General features: G+C 57.6%; 15 protein-coding genes. All 15 read left to right on the top strand.

The features are described 5' to 3' along the window. Nucleotides 1–221 precede the first annotated feature (221 nt). The 15 genes from UR504_RS11720 (at nucleotide 222) to UR504_RS11790 (ending at nucleotide 16,415) form a co-directional block, all read left to right on the top strand. Nucleotides 222–716 carry an SH3 domain-containing protein gene (locus tag UR504_RS11720; RefSeq protein ID WP_111964770.1) on the top strand — a complete coding sequence of 165 codons (495 nt, stop codon included), beginning with the start codon at nucleotides 222–224 and terminating at the stop codon, nucleotides 714–716. 23 nt (nucleotides 717–739) lie between these two features. Then, nucleotides 740–1,243, top strand: a complete 504-nt coding sequence (gene tssJ, locus UR504_RS11725) for a type VI secretion system lipoprotein TssJ (protein ID WP_249576199.1) — start codon at nucleotides 740–742, stop codon at nucleotides 1,241–1,243. A 28-nt stretch (nucleotides 1,244–1,271) separates the two neighbouring features. Continuing rightward, entirely contained in the window at nucleotides 1,272–2,615 is a 1,344-nt protein-coding gene (gene tssK, locus UR504_RS11730; RefSeq protein ID WP_302235294.1) for a type VI secretion system baseplate subunit TssK, read from the top strand. Between the two features lie 17 nt (nucleotides 2,616–2,632). After that, nucleotides 2,633–3,871, top strand: coding sequence for a DotU family type VI secretion system protein (locus UR504_RS11735; RefSeq protein ID WP_115875529.1), 1,239 nt, complete (start codon nucleotides 2,633–2,635; stop codon nucleotides 3,869–3,871). A 3-nt stretch (nucleotides 3,872–3,874) separates the two neighbouring features. Next, on the top strand, nucleotides 3,875–7,495 hold the full coding sequence (gene tssM / locus UR504_RS11740) for a type VI secretion system membrane subunit TssM (protein WP_320739713.1): 3,621 nt from the start codon (nucleotides 3,875–3,877) through the stop codon (nucleotides 7,493–7,495). A gap of 16 nt (nucleotides 7,496–7,511) precedes the next feature. Then, entirely contained in the window at nucleotides 7,512–8,228 is a 717-nt protein-coding gene (tagF, locus tag UR504_RS11745; RefSeq protein WP_047173194.1) for a type VI secretion system-associated protein TagF, read from the top strand. 11 nt (nucleotides 8,229–8,239) lie between these two features. After that, on the top strand, nucleotides 8,240–9,256 hold the full coding sequence (gene tssA / locus UR504_RS11750) for a type VI secretion system protein TssA (protein ID WP_302235296.1): 1,017 nt from the start codon (nucleotides 8,240–8,242) through the stop codon (nucleotides 9,254–9,256). 75 nt (nucleotides 9,257–9,331) lie between these two features. Beyond that, on the top strand, nucleotides 9,332–9,856 hold the full coding sequence (gene tssB / locus UR504_RS11755; RefSeq protein WP_008502644.1) for a type VI secretion system contractile sheath small subunit: 525 nt from the start codon (nucleotides 9,332–9,334) through the stop codon (nucleotides 9,854–9,856). A 3-nt stretch (nucleotides 9,857–9,859) separates the two neighbouring features. Next, the gene (gene tssC / locus UR504_RS11760; protein WP_014884232.1) at nucleotides 9,860–11,359 is read left to right on the top strand and encodes a type VI secretion system contractile sheath large subunit; all 1,500 of its coding nucleotides are present in this window, start codon (nucleotides 9,860–9,862) and stop codon (nucleotides 11,357–11,359) included. Between the two features lie 337 nt (nucleotides 11,360–11,696). After that, a complete protein-coding gene (locus tag UR504_RS11765) occupies nucleotides 11,697–12,116 on the top strand; it encodes a T6SS amidase immunity protein Tai4 family protein (protein ID WP_302235298.1) in 420 nt (139 codons plus the stop codon). A 180-nt stretch (nucleotides 12,117–12,296) separates the two neighbouring features. Next, nucleotides 12,297–12,779 (top strand): Hcp family type VI secretion system effector, encoded by a 483-nt coding sequence (locus tag UR504_RS11770; protein ID WP_008502640.1) that lies wholly within the window; start codon nucleotides 12,297–12,299, stop codon nucleotides 12,777–12,779. Nucleotides 12,780–12,835: 56 nt separating this feature from the next. Then, nucleotides 12,836–13,378 carry a hypothetical protein gene (locus UR504_RS11775; RefSeq protein WP_302235299.1) on the top strand — a complete coding sequence of 181 codons (543 nt, stop codon included), beginning with the start codon at nucleotides 12,836–12,838 and terminating at the stop codon, nucleotides 13,376–13,378. After that, on the top strand, nucleotides 13,369–13,776 hold the full coding sequence (locus UR504_RS11780; protein ID WP_367281580.1) for a putative T6SS immunity periplasmic lipoprotein: 408 nt from the start codon (nucleotides 13,369–13,371) through the stop codon (nucleotides 13,774–13,776). The genes UR504_RS11775 and UR504_RS11780 overlap by 10 nt, the downstream gene beginning before the upstream one ends. A gap of 81 nt (nucleotides 13,777–13,857) precedes the next feature. Continuing rightward, entirely contained in the window at nucleotides 13,858–15,621 is a 1,764-nt protein-coding gene (tagH, locus tag UR504_RS11785; RefSeq protein WP_302235301.1) for a type VI secretion system-associated FHA domain protein TagH, read from the top strand. Beyond that, entirely contained in the window at nucleotides 15,618–16,415 is a 798-nt protein-coding gene (locus tag UR504_RS11790) for a PP2C family protein-serine/threonine phosphatase (RefSeq protein WP_014884226.1), read from the top strand. Before tagH ends, UR504_RS11790 begins: the two co-directional genes overlap by 4 nt. Nucleotides 16,416–16,420 lie beyond the last annotated feature (5 nt).

A 16,420-nucleotide genomic window follows, 5' to 3' on the forward strand; every position in this document is an offset into this window, starting at 1 on the left:
GCAACGGTAAATATTGAATTGAGGCAAAGCTCATGTAAACTTGCTTACCGTTTGTCAAAATATGTCAGGAAGACGCTGGGCCTTATTCTGAAGGGCTCGTGCGGTAGCTATGTCCTTAAAATAGTAACGCCCCGAAAATATCCTGGCTATTTTAACAATAGCACTTAAGTCAAACTTCACCCCCTTATCTTCATCATCGAAATATCGCTACGGAAAAGCATATGAAAATGCGCGTACTGTTTTCACTTCTGTTTGTAATGGCGGTGGCGGGCTGTAAAGCGCCGCAGAAACCTGTGATCAACGACGATACTATCGAGACCAGTCAGGTCAACGGCGTCACCTTAACCCACCGTCACGCTGTTACCCCGCCGGCGGAGTTCACGCCGGTCAACGAGCCGTATCGTGCTATGTATCCGGCCTCTCTGATGAGCCGTCCTGACTTCGGCGGTAAAGTTATCCGCACTCTTGATACCGGAAAAACGTACGTGGTACTGGGTCAGGTTGAACACTACTGGATGGCGCTTGCCGATGAAGGTAACGAGCAGCTGATTGGTTACGTCCCGATGCGCGCCGTGATCAAGGCCGATCTGTACGACGCCGCCGTGCGTAAACAGGCTATTCGTCCGAAGACGCGTAAAAAAGCGACCTGTGTCGATGTCGATGGTAACAGCAAAGCCTGCAAAGACAGCGCTAACGGTACCTGGATCCTGAACTAAACGGCTTTCATGAGCGCATTTTTATGAATAATAAAAATTTTCATAGGCTGTGGTTATTCTTTTACGCGGTGATTTTCGCCCTGGTCAGTGGTTGTACGTCGTCTTCACACAGCGACCCCTCCCGCTACAATCTGCAGTTTCAGGCTCATCCACAAATCAATGAATCTGCTCCGCTTAAGGTCCGGGTGCTGTTGCTGAAATCCGATGCGGATTTCATGTCCAGCGACTTTTACTCCCTGCAGAACAACGCGTCAGCCACGCTTGGCGCGAATCTGCTGAACAGCGACGTGTTTTTCCTGATGCCGGGACAGCTGTCCAAAACCCTCAGCGGGCAAAGCTCTCCGGAGGCCCGCTACATCGGCGTGATGGCGGAGTATCAGGTGCTGGATGGCAAAAAATGGCGCGTTTCACTTCCTCTGCCCGTGCCTGGCGAAAATCATATCTACCAGTTCTGGAAATGGTCCGCAGATGAACTCCAGGCCAACGTTTTTCTCGACGTGAACGGCATTCGGGTCATCAGCCAGTAACGCGCTTCAAAACAGGAAATACATCATCATGACGAAAGCAGAAAAGGTCGTATGGACCGAAGGCATGTTCCTGCGTCCACACCATTTTCAGCGGACTGAAAGCTATCTGCTCAACCATGTTCGTGAATGGGGCGCGCTGCAGCGATCGTATCTCTGGGGCTTTCTTGACGTTGAACTGGATGAAGCGATGCTTCGTCAGGGATGCATAGCCCTGAGCTACTGCAGTGGGTTGCTGCCGGAGGGCACCTTTTTCCAGGTCCGTAACGGGCGCAACGGCCCTGTACCGCTGAAAATTCCTGACAATCTCACTAACGAAAAGGTGGTGCTCGCGCTGCCGGTTCGTCGTGGTGAGAGAGAAGAGGTGATTTTCAGCGAAGAGCCTGCCTCGCTGGCGCGCTTTATCGCTTTCGAGCAAGAGGTGGAAGACGACAACGCCATGTCGGTGGGAGATGCCACCGTTCAGTTTGGCCGCCTGCGTCTGACCCTGATGCTGGAAAAAGACCTCACGGCAGAATGGACCGCCATCGGCGTGGCGTTTGTGACGGAGAAACGTAACGACAACCACGTGCGGCTCGACAACAGCTACATCCCGCCGATGCTCAATGCCAACAACAGCCCGCAGATCTACAGCATGATCAACGATCTGCACGGCTTGCTGGTACAGCGCAGCCAGCAAATTGGCGGTCGTTTGCGCCAGCCCGGTCGCTTTAATACTTCTGAACTGATTGAGTTCACGCTGCTGTCGCTGGTTAATCGTCATCTGGGCGAGGTGTCTCATTTAAAAACCCTCCCGCTGCTGCATCCGGAAACGCTCTGGCGCAGCTGGCTGCCGTTTGCGACCGAACTTGCCACCTGGACGTCGCAGCGGACCGCCGAAAGCGTGCTGCCGATTTACGATCATGACGATCTGGCAAACTGCTTCAGCAAGCTGATGCTGATGCTGCGTCAGGGGCTGTCGCTGGTGATGGAAGACCACGCGATTCAGATCCCGCTTAACGAACGCTCTCACGGCCTGAACATCGCCACGGTGCCTGAAACCAGCATGGTGCGTGAGTTCGGCTTCGTGCTGGCGGTAAAAGCCAACGTGCCGGGCGAACACCTGCAAACCCATTTCCCGGCGCAGATGAAGGTCGCGCCGGTGTCGAAAATCCGCGATCTGGTTCAGCTTCAGCTGCCGGGCATTATGCTGCGCGCCATGCCGGTCGCACCGCCGCAGATCCCGTGGCATGCCGGCTACAGCTACTTCGAGCTCGAGAAGGGCAGCGAGCTGTGGCACGAGATGGATAAGTCCGGCGCATTCGCCCTGCACCTTGCAGGGGAGTTCCCGGGGCTGGATATGGAGTTTTGGGCCATCCGTAGCCCGACAGAATAATAAAGCGAGCGCTTAATATGCAGGAACGACAGGACACCGGCAGCGATGCCGCGTTTACCGGGGCCAGTAGCAACAATCAGCTGGTGGCGGCCGCCAATCCGCTGCTCAATGCGATTCCGCAGATCCGTCATTCGGTCTCCCATGACGATCAGGTGGCGTTACGCCAGCGCCTGATCGATGAAATTCGCCGTTTTGAAGTCCGCTGCCAGCAGGCAGGGCTCCCCTACGAAGTGATCGTCGGGGCACGTTACTGCCTGTGTACGGCGCTCGACGAGGCCGCCGCGCTCACCCCCTGGGGCAGCAGCGGCGTCTGGTCCAGCAACGGTCTGCTGGTGACGTTCCATAACGAAACCTGGGGCGGCGAGAAGTTCTTCCAGCTGCTGGCGCGCCTGTCGCAAAACCCGCGCGAGCACATTCTGCTGCTGGAGATGATCAACTACTGCCTGCTGCTGGGCTTCGAAGGGCGCTATCGGGTGCTGGATAACGGCCGCACCCAGCTTGAGACCATCAAGCAGCGGCTGTGGCAGATGATCCGCGGCGTGCGCGGCAGCTATCCGCCGCCGCTTTCTCCCCATCCGGAAGATCGTCCCGTGCTGCGTAAGCTCTGGCGGCCGATGGTTCCCCTGTGGGCCTGCGTGGCGCTGGCCGGGTTTATCGCCTGTCTCTTCTATATCGTGCTTAACTGGCGTCTTGGCGACAGCACCAACCCGGTGCTGGCGAAGATTTACCAGTCCCAGCTGCCGGAAACCACTATTCAGCAACCGGCCCGTCAGCTACCGGCGGTGCTTAACCTTCGCGGCTTCCTGAAACCGGAGATCGAGGCTGGCCTCGTCGCGGTGAAAGACGAAGCGGATCGCAGCGTCGTTATCCTGAAAGGCGACGGACTGTTTGCCTCTGCCTCGACCGTCGTGCGCGACCGCTATGAACCGGTCATCAGCCGCATTGCGCAGGCGATGAATAACGTCAGCGGCAAAATTCTGGTGGTGGGCTACAGCGACAACGTGCCGATCCGCAGCGCGCGCTTTGCCTCCAACTATGAACTCTCTCTGGAACGCGCCCGCTCGGTACAAAAAATGCTGCAGGGAAGCCTCTCTCAGCCTGGCCGCGTGAAAGCGGAAGGGCGGGGCGAGATTAACCCGGTGGCGCCAAACACGACGCCTGAAAACCGCGCCCGAAACCGCCGTGTGGAAATTACTCTGCTGGTGTCGCCTGAAAACACTCAGGCCGAGCTGAACGGATTGCCGCAAGGAAACTAAGGAATGCTGACTACACTTCTTTCCATTTTGACCAACCGCATTCTGTGGAGCTTCCTCGGCGTAACGGCGCTTGCGGCGGTGATCTGGATGATTGGTCCTCTGTTGTCCATCGTGGACACCCGACCGCTTGAATCAGAACAGAACCGTATTATCAGCATTGCCGTGGTCTATCTGCTCTGGGCACAGGGCCACATTCTGCCACGCCTGTACAATGCCTGGCTGAACCGCAAGCTGATGGACAAGCTCAAGGAGAATACCGCCAGCCCGGAAGCCGCGGATCCGCAGAAGCGGCTGAACAGCGAGGAGCAGATCCTCGCCAGCCGTTTTGATGAAGCCGCGCAGATGCTTAAAAAAGCGCACTTCAGCAAAGCGGGCCAGGGCGCCCAGTGGACGCAGCGCTTCAGCACGCAATATCTCTATCAGCTGCCGTGGTACGTCATTATCGGCGCGCCGGGATCCGGTAAAACCACGGCGCTGGTCAACTCCGGGCTGCAGTTCCCGCTGGCCGACCGCTTCGGTAAGACCGCGCTGCGGGGTATTGGCGGCACGCGTAACTGCGACTGGTGGTTCACCAACGAGGCCGTGCTGCTTGACACCGCGGGTCGTTATACCACCCAGGAGAGCGAGCAGGCGCAGGATGCCGGTGAGTGGCTGCAGTTCATGGGGTTACTGCGCAAGTACCGCCGCCGCCAGCCGATTAACGGCGTCATCGTCACGATCAGCATTTCGGACCTGCTGACCCAGTCTGCCGAGGCGTCCCGCCAGCAGGCGGTGAACCTGCGCCAGCGCCTGTCCGAGCTGCATGAACAGCTGGGTATCCGCTTCCCGGTCTACGTGATGGTGACCAAGGCCGACCTGCTTAAAGGCTTTCGCGCCTGGTTTGCCGACTACGATAAAGCGCAGCGCGACCAGATCTGGGGCTTTACGCTGCCGTGGGAGCAAACCAAACACGCCGATTACGACCTGATGGGCAACTTCCAGCAGGAGTTTTCTCTGCTGCAGCAGCGCCTCGATGCCGGGCTGCCGGAAACCATGCTGAAAGAGCATGACGCGAAGACCCGCGCGGAAGCGTATCTCTTCCCGCAGGAGTTCGCCGCGCTGCGTCCGCTGCTGGCGGACTACCTGAGCACCGTCTTCGCCCGCTCCAACTTCGAAACCGAGTTCTCTCCGCGCGGGATCTACTTCGCCAGCGGGACGCAGGAAGGCATGCCGTTCGACCGCGTGATGGGCGAACTGAACCGCGCGCTGTCGCTGCCGGAAGGGGGAGAGGCGGATAACTGGGATTCAGTCAGCAAAGAAGCGCCAATCCCGGGGGCAAAAGGCCAGAGTTTCTTCATTAAGAACCTGCTGCAAAACGTCATCTTCCAGGAAGCCGGGATCGCAGGCGAAAACCGCTGGTGGGAGCTGCGCAACCGGGCGGTGATCTGGTCCGGCTACGCGGCGCTGCTGGCCCTGCTGGTGATCCTGGGCGGTCTGTGGCTGACCAGCTATGCCAAAAACAAGGCCTATCTGGAAGAGGTGGATGCGAAGGTGCCGCTGCTGGACCAGCAGAGCAAAGTATTGCAGAACCAGACCCAGCGTGACCTGTTCGATCTGCTGCCGCTGCTGAATAGCCTGGTGGATCTGCCGAAAAGCGACGCGTTTGATGTCAACGATCCGCCCGTATCCCGCCGTATGGGACTCTATCGCGGGGATGACGTCAGCGACGCCTCGCAGTCGCTGTACCAGAAAGCACTGGATCAGATGCTGCTGCCTGCCGTTGCCATGCACATCACCACCTGGCTTCGTAACGACAACGGCAGCGATGTGGAATACAGCTATGAAGCGCTGAAAGCCTATCAGATGCTCTATCAGCCGAAGCACTACGACGGCAAATTCCTGCATTCGTGGGTGATGCTCAACCTGCAGCGGAATCTGCCGCAGAACGTCACGAAGGCGCAGCTGCAGCAGCTTGAATGGCACCTGACGCAGCTGCTGGAGCCGAAAATTCAGGCCTCGCCGTACGCGCAGGACGAATCGCTGGTTGCCCGCGAAAGGGCGATGATCGGCCAGCAGCCGCTCTCCACGCGGGTGTACGGTCGCCTCAAGCGCCTGCTGGAGCATGATGACAACCTGAAGCCGGTTTCCCTTTCCGACCTGGGCGGGCCGCAGAGCGAGCTGGTATTTTCCCGTAAAAGCGGCAAGCCGGTCAGCGAAGGCGTACCGGGGCTCTATACGCCGGACGGATACTGGAAAAGCTTTAACGGCCAGATTGACAGCGTAACCACCGCTCTGCACGAGGACGACGCCTGGGTGCTGGGGGCCGCGACGGCGCAGGAGGATAAACAGCAGATCGACAACGCCGTGCGCCAGCTCTACATGCGCGACTTTATCGCGAACTGGGATCGCTTCCTCGCCGACATTCAGCTCAATAACAGCGCCGATCTTTCCCAGCGCATCAACACCGCGCGCCTGCTCTCCGGCGCCAACTCGCCGCTGCGCCGTCTGGTGCAGAACCTGAGCCAGGTCCTGACGCTCTCCCGCGATACGCCAGCGCCGGAAGATGAGGGCAAAGCGCAGGCGCAAAGCAACCGCGCCACCCGCACGCTGGAAGCGCTGTTCAGTAATAATGACAATGCGCCGACGCAGGCCGCCGCGGTTACCCAGGCGCCGGAGCAGCTGGTGACCGACCATTACGCGCCGATGATCGAGCTGGCCCAGCCGCTGGAGAAGGGCGGGAAGACCATCGTGTTTGACGATTTTCTCAAGCAGGTGGATGAGCTGTATCGCTACCTGACCGCCGTTCAGGATGCGGCCAACAGCGGCATGCCGGCGCCGGGCGGGGAGGCGATCAGCCGCCTGCAGGCCAGCGCCGGTCGTCTGCCGGGCGGGCTGCAAACCATGTTCAGCAACATGGCTGTGGGCGCCAGCAGCGATACCCAGCGTCGTGACCTGGAAAACGTACGGAAGCGGATTAACGTTGAAGTAGGCGGGTTCTGCCGCCAGGCAATTGCCGGTCGCTACCCGCTGGTGCGCAGCGCCAGCACCGAGGTCACCCCTGACGATCTCGCGCGCATGTTTGCGCCGGGGACCGGGCTGATGGATACCTTCTTTCGCGATAACCTGACCAGCAAAGTGGACACCACCCAGGCAAACTGGCGCTTTATGCCGGGTATCGACGGTAAAACGCTGCCGGGCAGTGAAGGGTTGCTGAGACCGTTCCAGCAGGCCCAGTCGATTCGCGACGCCTTCTTTGCTAACGGCGCAACCACGCCGTCCTTTAAGGTGACGGTTCGCACCGTGCGAATGGATAACTCCATTCTGAACCTGACGCTGGACGTTGACGGCCAGCTGCTGCGCTACAGCCACGGCCCGCAGGCCGTGCAGATCATGAACTGGCCGGGGCCGGGCGGCACCAACCAGGTGCGCATGCAGCTGGGTCTGGCTAACGGCAGCACGGCGACGCTGGTGACCAACGGTTCCTGGGCGCTGAACCGCTTCTTTGATAAAGCGAGCACCAGCCCGGGGGCGGGTAGCCTCAGTCGTCAGGCCACGTTCAACGTCGACGGACATCAGGTCACGCTGGAGTTTGCGCCAAACAGCATTCGTAACCCGTTCCAGCTTCCCCGTTTCTCATGCCCATAACCGCAAGGACAGCCGTATGACGAATACCCCTGCGATGAACCGCTACAGCTGGTATGGCAAGTTACCCAGCGCCGGAGATTTTTTGCAGCGTCGCTTTCCTGACACTTTACAGCGCCAGTGGTCACACTGGTTCCAGGTCGGTCTGCTGGCCTGGCAGCAGGAAGAGCAGCGCAGCGGCGAGCGCCAGTTTCAGAAAGCGCCAGTCTGGAATTTTGTGGTACCGCCCATGCTGGGCAGCCAGATGATTCAGATGGGCTGTCTGCTGCCCGGCCGCGACAGCGTTGGCCGACAGTATCCTGTTTGCCTTCAGCTGAGCTTCGCGCCGTCCGAATGGTCGACCAGCCTGCTCAGCCAGGCCGAAAGCTGGTATCAGCAGATTGGGCGCCTGGGGCTGCACGCGGTGCGCAACAGTTTTTCCGCCTCGCAGCTCGACGAGATGCTGATGTCCATTCCGGCCCCGCAGCCCGTAGAGCCGCAAAAGCGTTCCGACATACTTGATGTGATTGGCTATGACGAGGACGGCCAGAGCACGCTGGGCTGGCCGCAGGCGGCAGAGTGTTTTGATCCGCTGCGTCAAACCAGCTACTGGTGGACCAACCGCTGCGACGGTTACCCGCTGTACACCCACGTTCACAGCGGTAACTTTACCGGGCAGCTTTTCACCCTGCTGTTCGACCCGGCAGGGGGCGCTCGTCCGGGCCGTCACGGTCTCTATCCGCCTATGTTTGAATAAGCAGGGATCTCATGAATATCGAAGAATTTCTCGCGCCAATAAGTCCCGAAAAACCCTGTGGCGAAAACCTGGAGTACGACGCCGACTTCCAGAGCATGAATCAGGCAAGTCTTGGGAAAGCGGAACAGCAGTTTGGCGAGACCATTATTCCGGCAGAACCAGCTGACTGGAACACGGTGGAAAAATACGCCATCAGCCTGCTGACCCGCACCAAAGATCTTCGCGTCCTGCTGGCGTTAACCCATGCCTGGACCCGCCGTCGCGGGCTGGCGGGCTACGCGGACGGATTGCTGCTGGTGCAGGAGGCGATCGCCCGCTACTGGGAGCCGCTCTATCCGCTGCTGGAAGAGTATGGCGAAACCGACCCGTTCTACCGCATTAACGCCCTGGCAGGGCTGAGCGATAAGTCCGACCTCACCGTCGCCGTGCGTAACGCCTCGCTGCTGCGTTCAAACGGCGATGAAATTTCGCTCCGGGATGCCCAGGCCCTGCTGGACGGCAATAAAACCGAATGCCCGGACTATCCCGGCGGGCGTCCACGGCTGATTGACGAGCTGGCCCGCGGCGACCAGCCGGGGACCGCAGCGGTTATCGTCATCAACGAACGGCTGCTGGCCATTCGCGAGCTGCTCACCGGGCATCTCGGTGAAAGCGGCGTGCCCGAGATGGAGCAGCTGCTTAAAACCGTCGGACTGGTAGCAAGCGCGTGTCAGGTAACCGACATCAGCAAGCTGCTGCCGAACCGTGAGGCGCATGCAGAACCACAGGCAGAGCAGCCGTCGTCGGCAGCGCAGCCCGCTCAGCCGGTCACCGACTGGCGCAGCGTGCAGGTCACCAGCCGCGCCGACGCGCAGCTGATGCTGGAAAAAGCAAAACAGTATTTTGCGCAGTACGAACCGAGCCACCCCGCACCGCTGATGATTGAACGGGTGCAGCGGCTGTCAGAACTCAACTTTATGGACATTATTCGCGACCTGGCGCCAGACGGCGTTAACCAACTGGAAAACATCTTTGGGCGCCGAGAATAACGCGTCCAGGCATTATGACGACAGGCATGGAGCCTGCCGTTTCACCTTCACCGCGCATCTTTGATGGAGAACATCATGGCAATGAGTAACAGTGGGCAGAAATTCATCGCACGTAACCGTGCCCCCCGCGTGCAGATCGAGTACGACGTAGAGATCTACGGTGCAGAACGTAAGATTCAGCTGCCGTTTGTGATGGGCGTCATGGCCGATCTGGTCGGCAAACCGGTTGAAAACCTGCCGGCCGTCGACGAGCGTAAATTCCTCGAAATCGACATCGACAACTTTGACGAACGCATGAAGGCGCTTAAGCCGCGCGTGGCGTTCCAGGTGGATAACACCCTGACCGGCGAAGGTAAGCTCAACGTGGATCTGACCTTCGACAGCATGGACGACTTCCTGCCGGATGCGGTGGCCCGCAAGGTCGAGCCGCTGAACAAGCTGCTGGAAGCGCGTACCCAGCTCTCCAACCTGTTGACCTATATGGACGGTAAAAACGGTGCGGAAGAGCTGATCGCAAAAATTCTGCAGGATCCGACGCTGCTCAAATCCCTGAGCCAGTTGCCGAAAAATGACGAAAGCGCGAAAGGTAGCGAGGAATAATCGATGAGCAACCAGACTCAACAACACGAGCAGCAGGCGGGTCAGGCGTTCAGCCAGGATGAATTCAGCGCGCTGCTGAACAAAGAGTTCCGCCCGAAAACTGACCAGGCGCGTTCCGCCGTAGAAAGCGCGGTCAAAACCCTGGCGCAGCAGGCGCTGGAAAATACCGTCACCTTCTCGAACGATACATACCGTACCATTCAGAACCTGATTGCCGGTATCGACGAGCAGCTTTCGCAGCAGGTAAACCAGATCATTCACCACGAAGAGTTTCAGAAGCTGGAGAGCGCCTGGCGCGGTCTGAGCTACCTGGTGAACAACACTGAAACTGACGAGATGCTGAAGATCCGCTTTATGAGCATCTCCAAGCAGGAGCTGGGCCGCACCCTGAAGCGCTTCAAGGGCGTGGGCTGGGACCAGAGCCCGATCTTCAAGAAGATCTACGAGCAGGAGTACGGTCAGTTCGGCGGCGAGCCGTTTGGCTGCATCGTCGGCGACTACTACTTCGACCACAGCCCGCAGGACGTTGAGCTGCTGGGCGAAATGGCGCGCATCGGCTCTGCGGCGCACTGTCCGTTTATCACCGGTACCGCGCCGGGCGTGATGCAGATGGAGTCCTGGCAGGAGCTGGCTAACCCGCGCGACCTGACCAAGATCTTCCAGAACACCGAATACGCCGCCTGGCGTTCGCTGCGTGAATCCGAAGATGCCCGCTATCTGGGCCTGGTGATGCCGCGCTTCCTGTCGCGCCTGCCGTACGGCATTCGCACCAACCCGGTCGACAGCTTTGACTTTGAAGAGCAGACCGACGGCGCGAACCACAACAGCTACTCCTGGGCGAACGCAGCGTATGCGATGGCCGCTAACATCAACCGCTCCTTCAAAGAGTACGGCTGGTGCACCTCGATTCGCGGCGTGGAGTCCGGCGGGGCGGTGGAAAACCTGCCGTGCCACACCTTCCCGAGCGATGACGGCGGCGTAGACATGAAGTGCCCGACCGAGATCGCCATCAGCGATCGTCGTGAAGCTGAGCTTGCGAAAAACGGCTTTATGCCGCTGGTTCACCGCAAAAACTCCGACTTTGCCGCCTTCATCGGCGCGCAGTCTCTGCAGAAACCGGCGGAGTACCACGACCCGGATGCCACCGCCAACGCGCGCCTGGCATCACGCCTGCCGTACCTTTTCGCCTGCTGCCGCTTTGCCCACTACCTGAAGTGCATCGTGCGCGACAAAATCGGCTCCTTCCGCGAGCGCGAAGAGATGGAGCGCTGGCTGAACGACTGGGTGATGAACTACGTCGACGGTGACCCGGCTAACTCCTCCCAGGAGACCAAGTCCCGTAAACCGCTGGCGGCTGCAGAAGTGCAGGTGCAGGAGATTGAGGACAACCCGGGATACTACGCCGCGAAGTTCTTCCTGCGCCCACACTACCAGCTGGAAGGTCTGACCGTTTCTCTGCGTCTGGTATCTAAACTGCCGTCGCTGAAGACGAAAGACGCGTGATGATGAGTGCCGGCCCTGGAGGGTCGGCACCATTTCGGTGAATACGAGATAGCTAATGAATTTGACTGTGAAAGCGTTAATAGGAAAATTCATCAGCTATTTAACCGTTTATATATTGCTAATAATTTCATTTATGCTGTTTATGGCGGTATCCGGCTACTATCTGTTTATCTTTGACTGGCCGGAAGATGTTCCGCGAATCGCAATGCATGGATTCTTATGTGCTGGACTTAATGCATTAGCGATAGGGATATACGTTGTCGCAGAAAAATGGAAAGATAAAAGTTAGTATTTTGGTCGGACTGATGCGCTGTGGTTCTATGGCAAAGGATATAAGGTGAAGCATGTCTGTTTTTTCCTCGCATTTATGACTTTTTATGTGTGTGCTGGAAATAACTATTCTGATTTTTATCAGCAGCAAACATACCGGCAGGTTTTAAAAGATTTAGTTCTGTCGCGCTGTCTTGCTCAGGTGGCAGATAAAGGCAGTCAGTTTTCTGCTGATGCGGCCCGAAGTGCGAGCGCATTTATTGAGTGGATACCTTTTGATGCTGAAAATGGCACGGATAAAGTTAATGCCCTCATCGAAAAATATAAAAATCAAATTAATGGTTTTCATTCAGAGCGAAAACCCGATGTCAAAGGTGTAACCTTAAACTGTCTACGTCTTTATCATAGCGACGAACTGAACAAACTGGTTCCGCAAGTCATCATTGGCGATCCTGATCGTAGCTGGATCCAGGATAACCCAGAGTAGTAAAAGACTTCACATTCTTTCCGTTCATTCAGGGGGAATGTAAGACTGTCAAATGACACGGGTCATTTGATATGAGGCAGAGGTAAAATATGGACGGTTTTATTCAGCCCCATGCTTTCCTGTTTGCCATATAAGTGCTTTTTCGAAAGCAATATTGTTCATCCACGAAGAGTAGATATTATGGCTATTGATATGTTTCTGAAGGTCGAGGGTGTTACGGGCGAATCTAAAGATTCTAACCACACCGGCTGGACTGATATTACCTCCTTCTCCTGGGGTGCTTCCCAGCCAGGTAATATGAGCGTTGGCGGTGGCGGCGGTGCCGGTAAAGTTAACTTTAACGACCTGCACGTTAACGCGCTGATCGACAAATCCACCACCGCTATCCTGAAACACTGCGCCAGCGGTAAACACCTGACCAAAGTTGAGCTGTCCGTCTGTAAAGCCGGCGGCCAGCAGGTGGAATACTCCCGCATCACGCTGGAAGATGTGCTGGTCACCTCTGTTCAGTACACCGGTGCAGACAACGGCGATACCGTTGGTGTGACCTATGCGTTCCAGGCTGCGAAAGTGAAACAGCAGTACTGGGAGCAGACCACGTCTGGTGGTAAGGGTGCTGAAAGCAGCGCTGGCTGGAACATCAAAGAAAACAAAGAAGCGTAATTGCGTATGTGGCCGGGGAGTTTCCCCGGTCATTATCAACCGGGAAGGAAGATAGCATGGCAAGTTTGCAGGAAGGAGGCGCCCGTCCTCTCACCATTGGCGAAATAGCACTGGCGCGCTCGGTTTTTGGTGACGCAATAAAGTATTCAGAAGTTAAAGTCCATAATAAAAGCTATTTGCCGTTTAATATGCAGTCGACAGATGTCGCGATGACCCCCAATGGTGAGCTCTATTTTCGCGAGCCGCATTATCGGGATGACTTTTCAATAGAGGTTCCGCGATATAAACACTGGTTTATTCACGAAATGGTGCATGTATTGCAGCATCAGATTGGAATGAATGTTCGAACCCGAGGCGCATTCAGTTGGGCAGCAAGTTATAATTATTCTCTGCCCCCCGATAAAAAACTATCGGACTTTGGTATGGAGCAGCAGGCTTCTATCATTTCAGATTTTTATTATTTGATAAATTACGGCCTGGGTGATTTCCGAAACATTGCAGGTTTTGAGGGAATTATCGGGCCCGACCTGAAGGATAAATACCTGCAGGTATTATCGTTGTTTATTGAAAATCCCAAAGACCGGCGGGTATGGTTATGAAACAGTTACTCAGTGTTGTAGCAATCGCATTTACGGTGAGTGCCTGTGTATCTCATCCTGCACAATATCAGTCGCTTTCGGTTACGCTAAAGAACAACGAACCCTGCTTTGCTATTCCCGCTAACTCCGGGTTAGACGCGCCTGTCACCAGCCATTCGCCCACCATAATGAAACGCGCGGGAAATGAGTGGAAAGCGGTATCGCCGCCGTCAACGTTTAGCCCTGAAGTGACGTTAACGACCCAACAGTGTCACCAGTGGCAGGGGATTGCGTGGCAAGCCGGAGAATATGATGTTGCTCTGAAAGTGTCAGGGAAAAACGATTCTGTTCGCTATGCTGCCCGCTTCACCTTACAGGAAGGTCCTTCAGGCCAGTTTAAGCTTACGCAGACTGAATAGAATGTGTTAACCCCAAACGCCGCCGTTCTCGCCCCGAGAGCGGCAGCGTTTGAGCGCTAATCATACCAGCAGGAATACGCCATGCGATTCACGATTATTTCTACAAAACCCGGTCATCAGCCGCCGCAAAGCAGCTGTGATTTTTACGCCCCGGGCGGCACCATTGGGCGCGGTACGGATAACAATCTGGTGTTGCCGGACAATGACCGCACCATCTCTCGTCTGCAGGCCATTGTTCACGTTGACGCCCAGGGCGAATGCCGCGTGACCAACCGTGGCAGCGTCACCCGCGTGGTATTAAATGACATTCCGCTGGAGCGAGGGCGTCAGGTTGAGCTGCAGGATGGCGACATTCTCGGTATTGATGACTACCGTATCGAAGTCACCGAACTGATCCACGATACGCAGCCCGTGAGCCGTATGGCCGCCAGCATGCATCAGCAGGCGCGTCCGGCAGCCGCGTCCGCGCCCGCTCCGCAACCGAAGCCGGCGAGCACCGCACCGCGCGGGAAGGCCGAGCCGACCGCCGTGCCAACGGAGATCTGGGATAGCCTGATGCAGGAGTTTTCCATCTCCGACAGCATCTCCAGCAACCGTACAAAACTGCAGCCTGCTGCATCGCACGATCCGTTCTCCCAGCCTGCAGCCCCGGAGCGTAACGCCGAAGATCCGCTGGCGATGTTCAACGACAGCGATCCAAAACTTGAGCGTAAGAACGTTGACCCGGACACGCTGTTCAGCGACGAAGCGTTGTTCAAGAAAGAGAGTATTTTTGACGACGTCACCCCGTCAACGCTGGTGCCGCCGGGAGAGACGAGCCCCGCTAAGCCAGAAAACGAGGCGACGGATGAGCTCGATCCGCTGGCCCTGTTTGGCGGCAAGGCCAGCGCGCCAGCCGCGCGTAATGACGACCCGCTCGGGCTGATGGGCGGCGCGCCGTTAACCCATCCGGATGACATAGTCGACGAAAAGCCTGCGCCAGTGCCGGAGCCTGAGCAGGAAGAGGACGTGCTGGCCGATTCTCCGCTGTTCGCCCCTGAGCCGCAGGAAGAACCGCGCGCTGAAGAAGAGCCCGCGCGACCGGATTACGCAGGCTTCACCATGCCTACGCCGCAGGCCGTTGCGCGCAGCAGTGCCCAGGCCCCTAAGGGCCGTCTGCGCATCGACCCGGTCAATAACGCCGCCTCGCCAGCCGCCACGGCAAACAGCGGTGAGAAGGGCGAAGTGCTGCAGGGCGAGCTTCTGGAGGCGCTGCTGGAAGGCATGGGGCTGAGCGAAATGCAGCCCGTTCCGCAGTTTGACCGTGAAAATATGCGTCAGCTGGGACAGATCCTCGGTATGTTCTCTCAGGGAACGGTGGCGCTGCTCTCCTCGCGCTCTATCCTCAAGCGCGGCGTAAAAGCCGATATGACCATGGTGCTGGACGATGCCAACAACCCGTTCAAGCTGTTGCCGACCGGCAAAACCGTGCTGATCCAGATGTTCGGCACCCCGATGCCGGGCTTTATGCCGCCGACCAAATCCGTGCGCGACGCGCTGATCGATCTGCAGGCGCACCAGCTGGGTATGATCTCCGGCATCCGCGCCATCATTGCCGCGATGCTGCAGTCCTTTAACCCGGAGCAGCTGGAAGAGCAGGCGAAGCAGAACGGCATGACCTCACGTCTGGCGCTGCCGGGCAGCCGCAAAGCCGCCCTGTGGGACTATTTTGTTCGCAGCTATGGCGAGACGGCGGGCGAGATTGAGGATGACTTCCACACCCTGTTCGGCGAGGCCTTCCTTCATGCGTACGACATGGAGGTGAATCAGTACAAAGACTCACAGAGCGGATCGGAAGACAAATGAATATCGCAACGGCTTCTCTCTCCCGCCAGGGGACGCGCGCCAGCAACCAGGATCAGACGGGAGAAACCATAGGGGAACGTTCAGCCTGCTTTGTCGTCTGCGACGGCATCGCGGGCCTGCCGGGCGGTGAGGTAGCTGCAGAGCTGGCACGCAACAGCATTATCTCCCGCTTCGATGGCGACAAACATCTTAATGCGCAGCACATCCGCGACTACGTGCAGACGGCGAACCGCACCATCCTCAGCGAGCAGCAGGCCGTTCAGGACTATCGCCGGATGGGCACGACGCTGGTCAGTCTGTTCATTGACCGTGATTACGGCCTGGCCTACTGGGCGCATGCCGGAGACAGCCGCCTGTACCTGTTCCGCCGGGGATGGCTGTGGCATGTGACCACCGACCACAGCCTGGTGCAGCAGATGAAAGATGCCGGACACCAGACCGACAACCTGAACAGCAACCTGCTCTATCTGGCGCTGGGGATTGAAAACGGCGGGCCGGAAGCGAGCTACAGCGACGTGGTGCAGGTTGAAGACGGCGATGCATTCTTACTCTGCACCGACGGGTTCTGGCACGGCGTCAGCGAAGAGCAAATGAAGCAGTCGCTGCATATGGTCAATACGCCGCAGGAGTGGCTGACCTTAATGAACCAAATCATTCAAAAGAATGGCGAACAGGAGGGGAATGCTCAGGATAACTATACTGCCCTGGCGGTATGGATGGGCAACCCTCAGGACACCACTTTGCTGCACACCCTCTCTGACGCAGCACAATTTCTTCCCTGCGGAACTGATTAGACACA

It is taken from the genome of Enterobacter sp. 241F3, from assembly GCF_034106785.1.
GTDB classification, from domain to species: Bacteria; Pseudomonadota; Gammaproteobacteria; order Enterobacterales; family Enterobacteriaceae; genus Enterobacter; species Enterobacter vonholyi.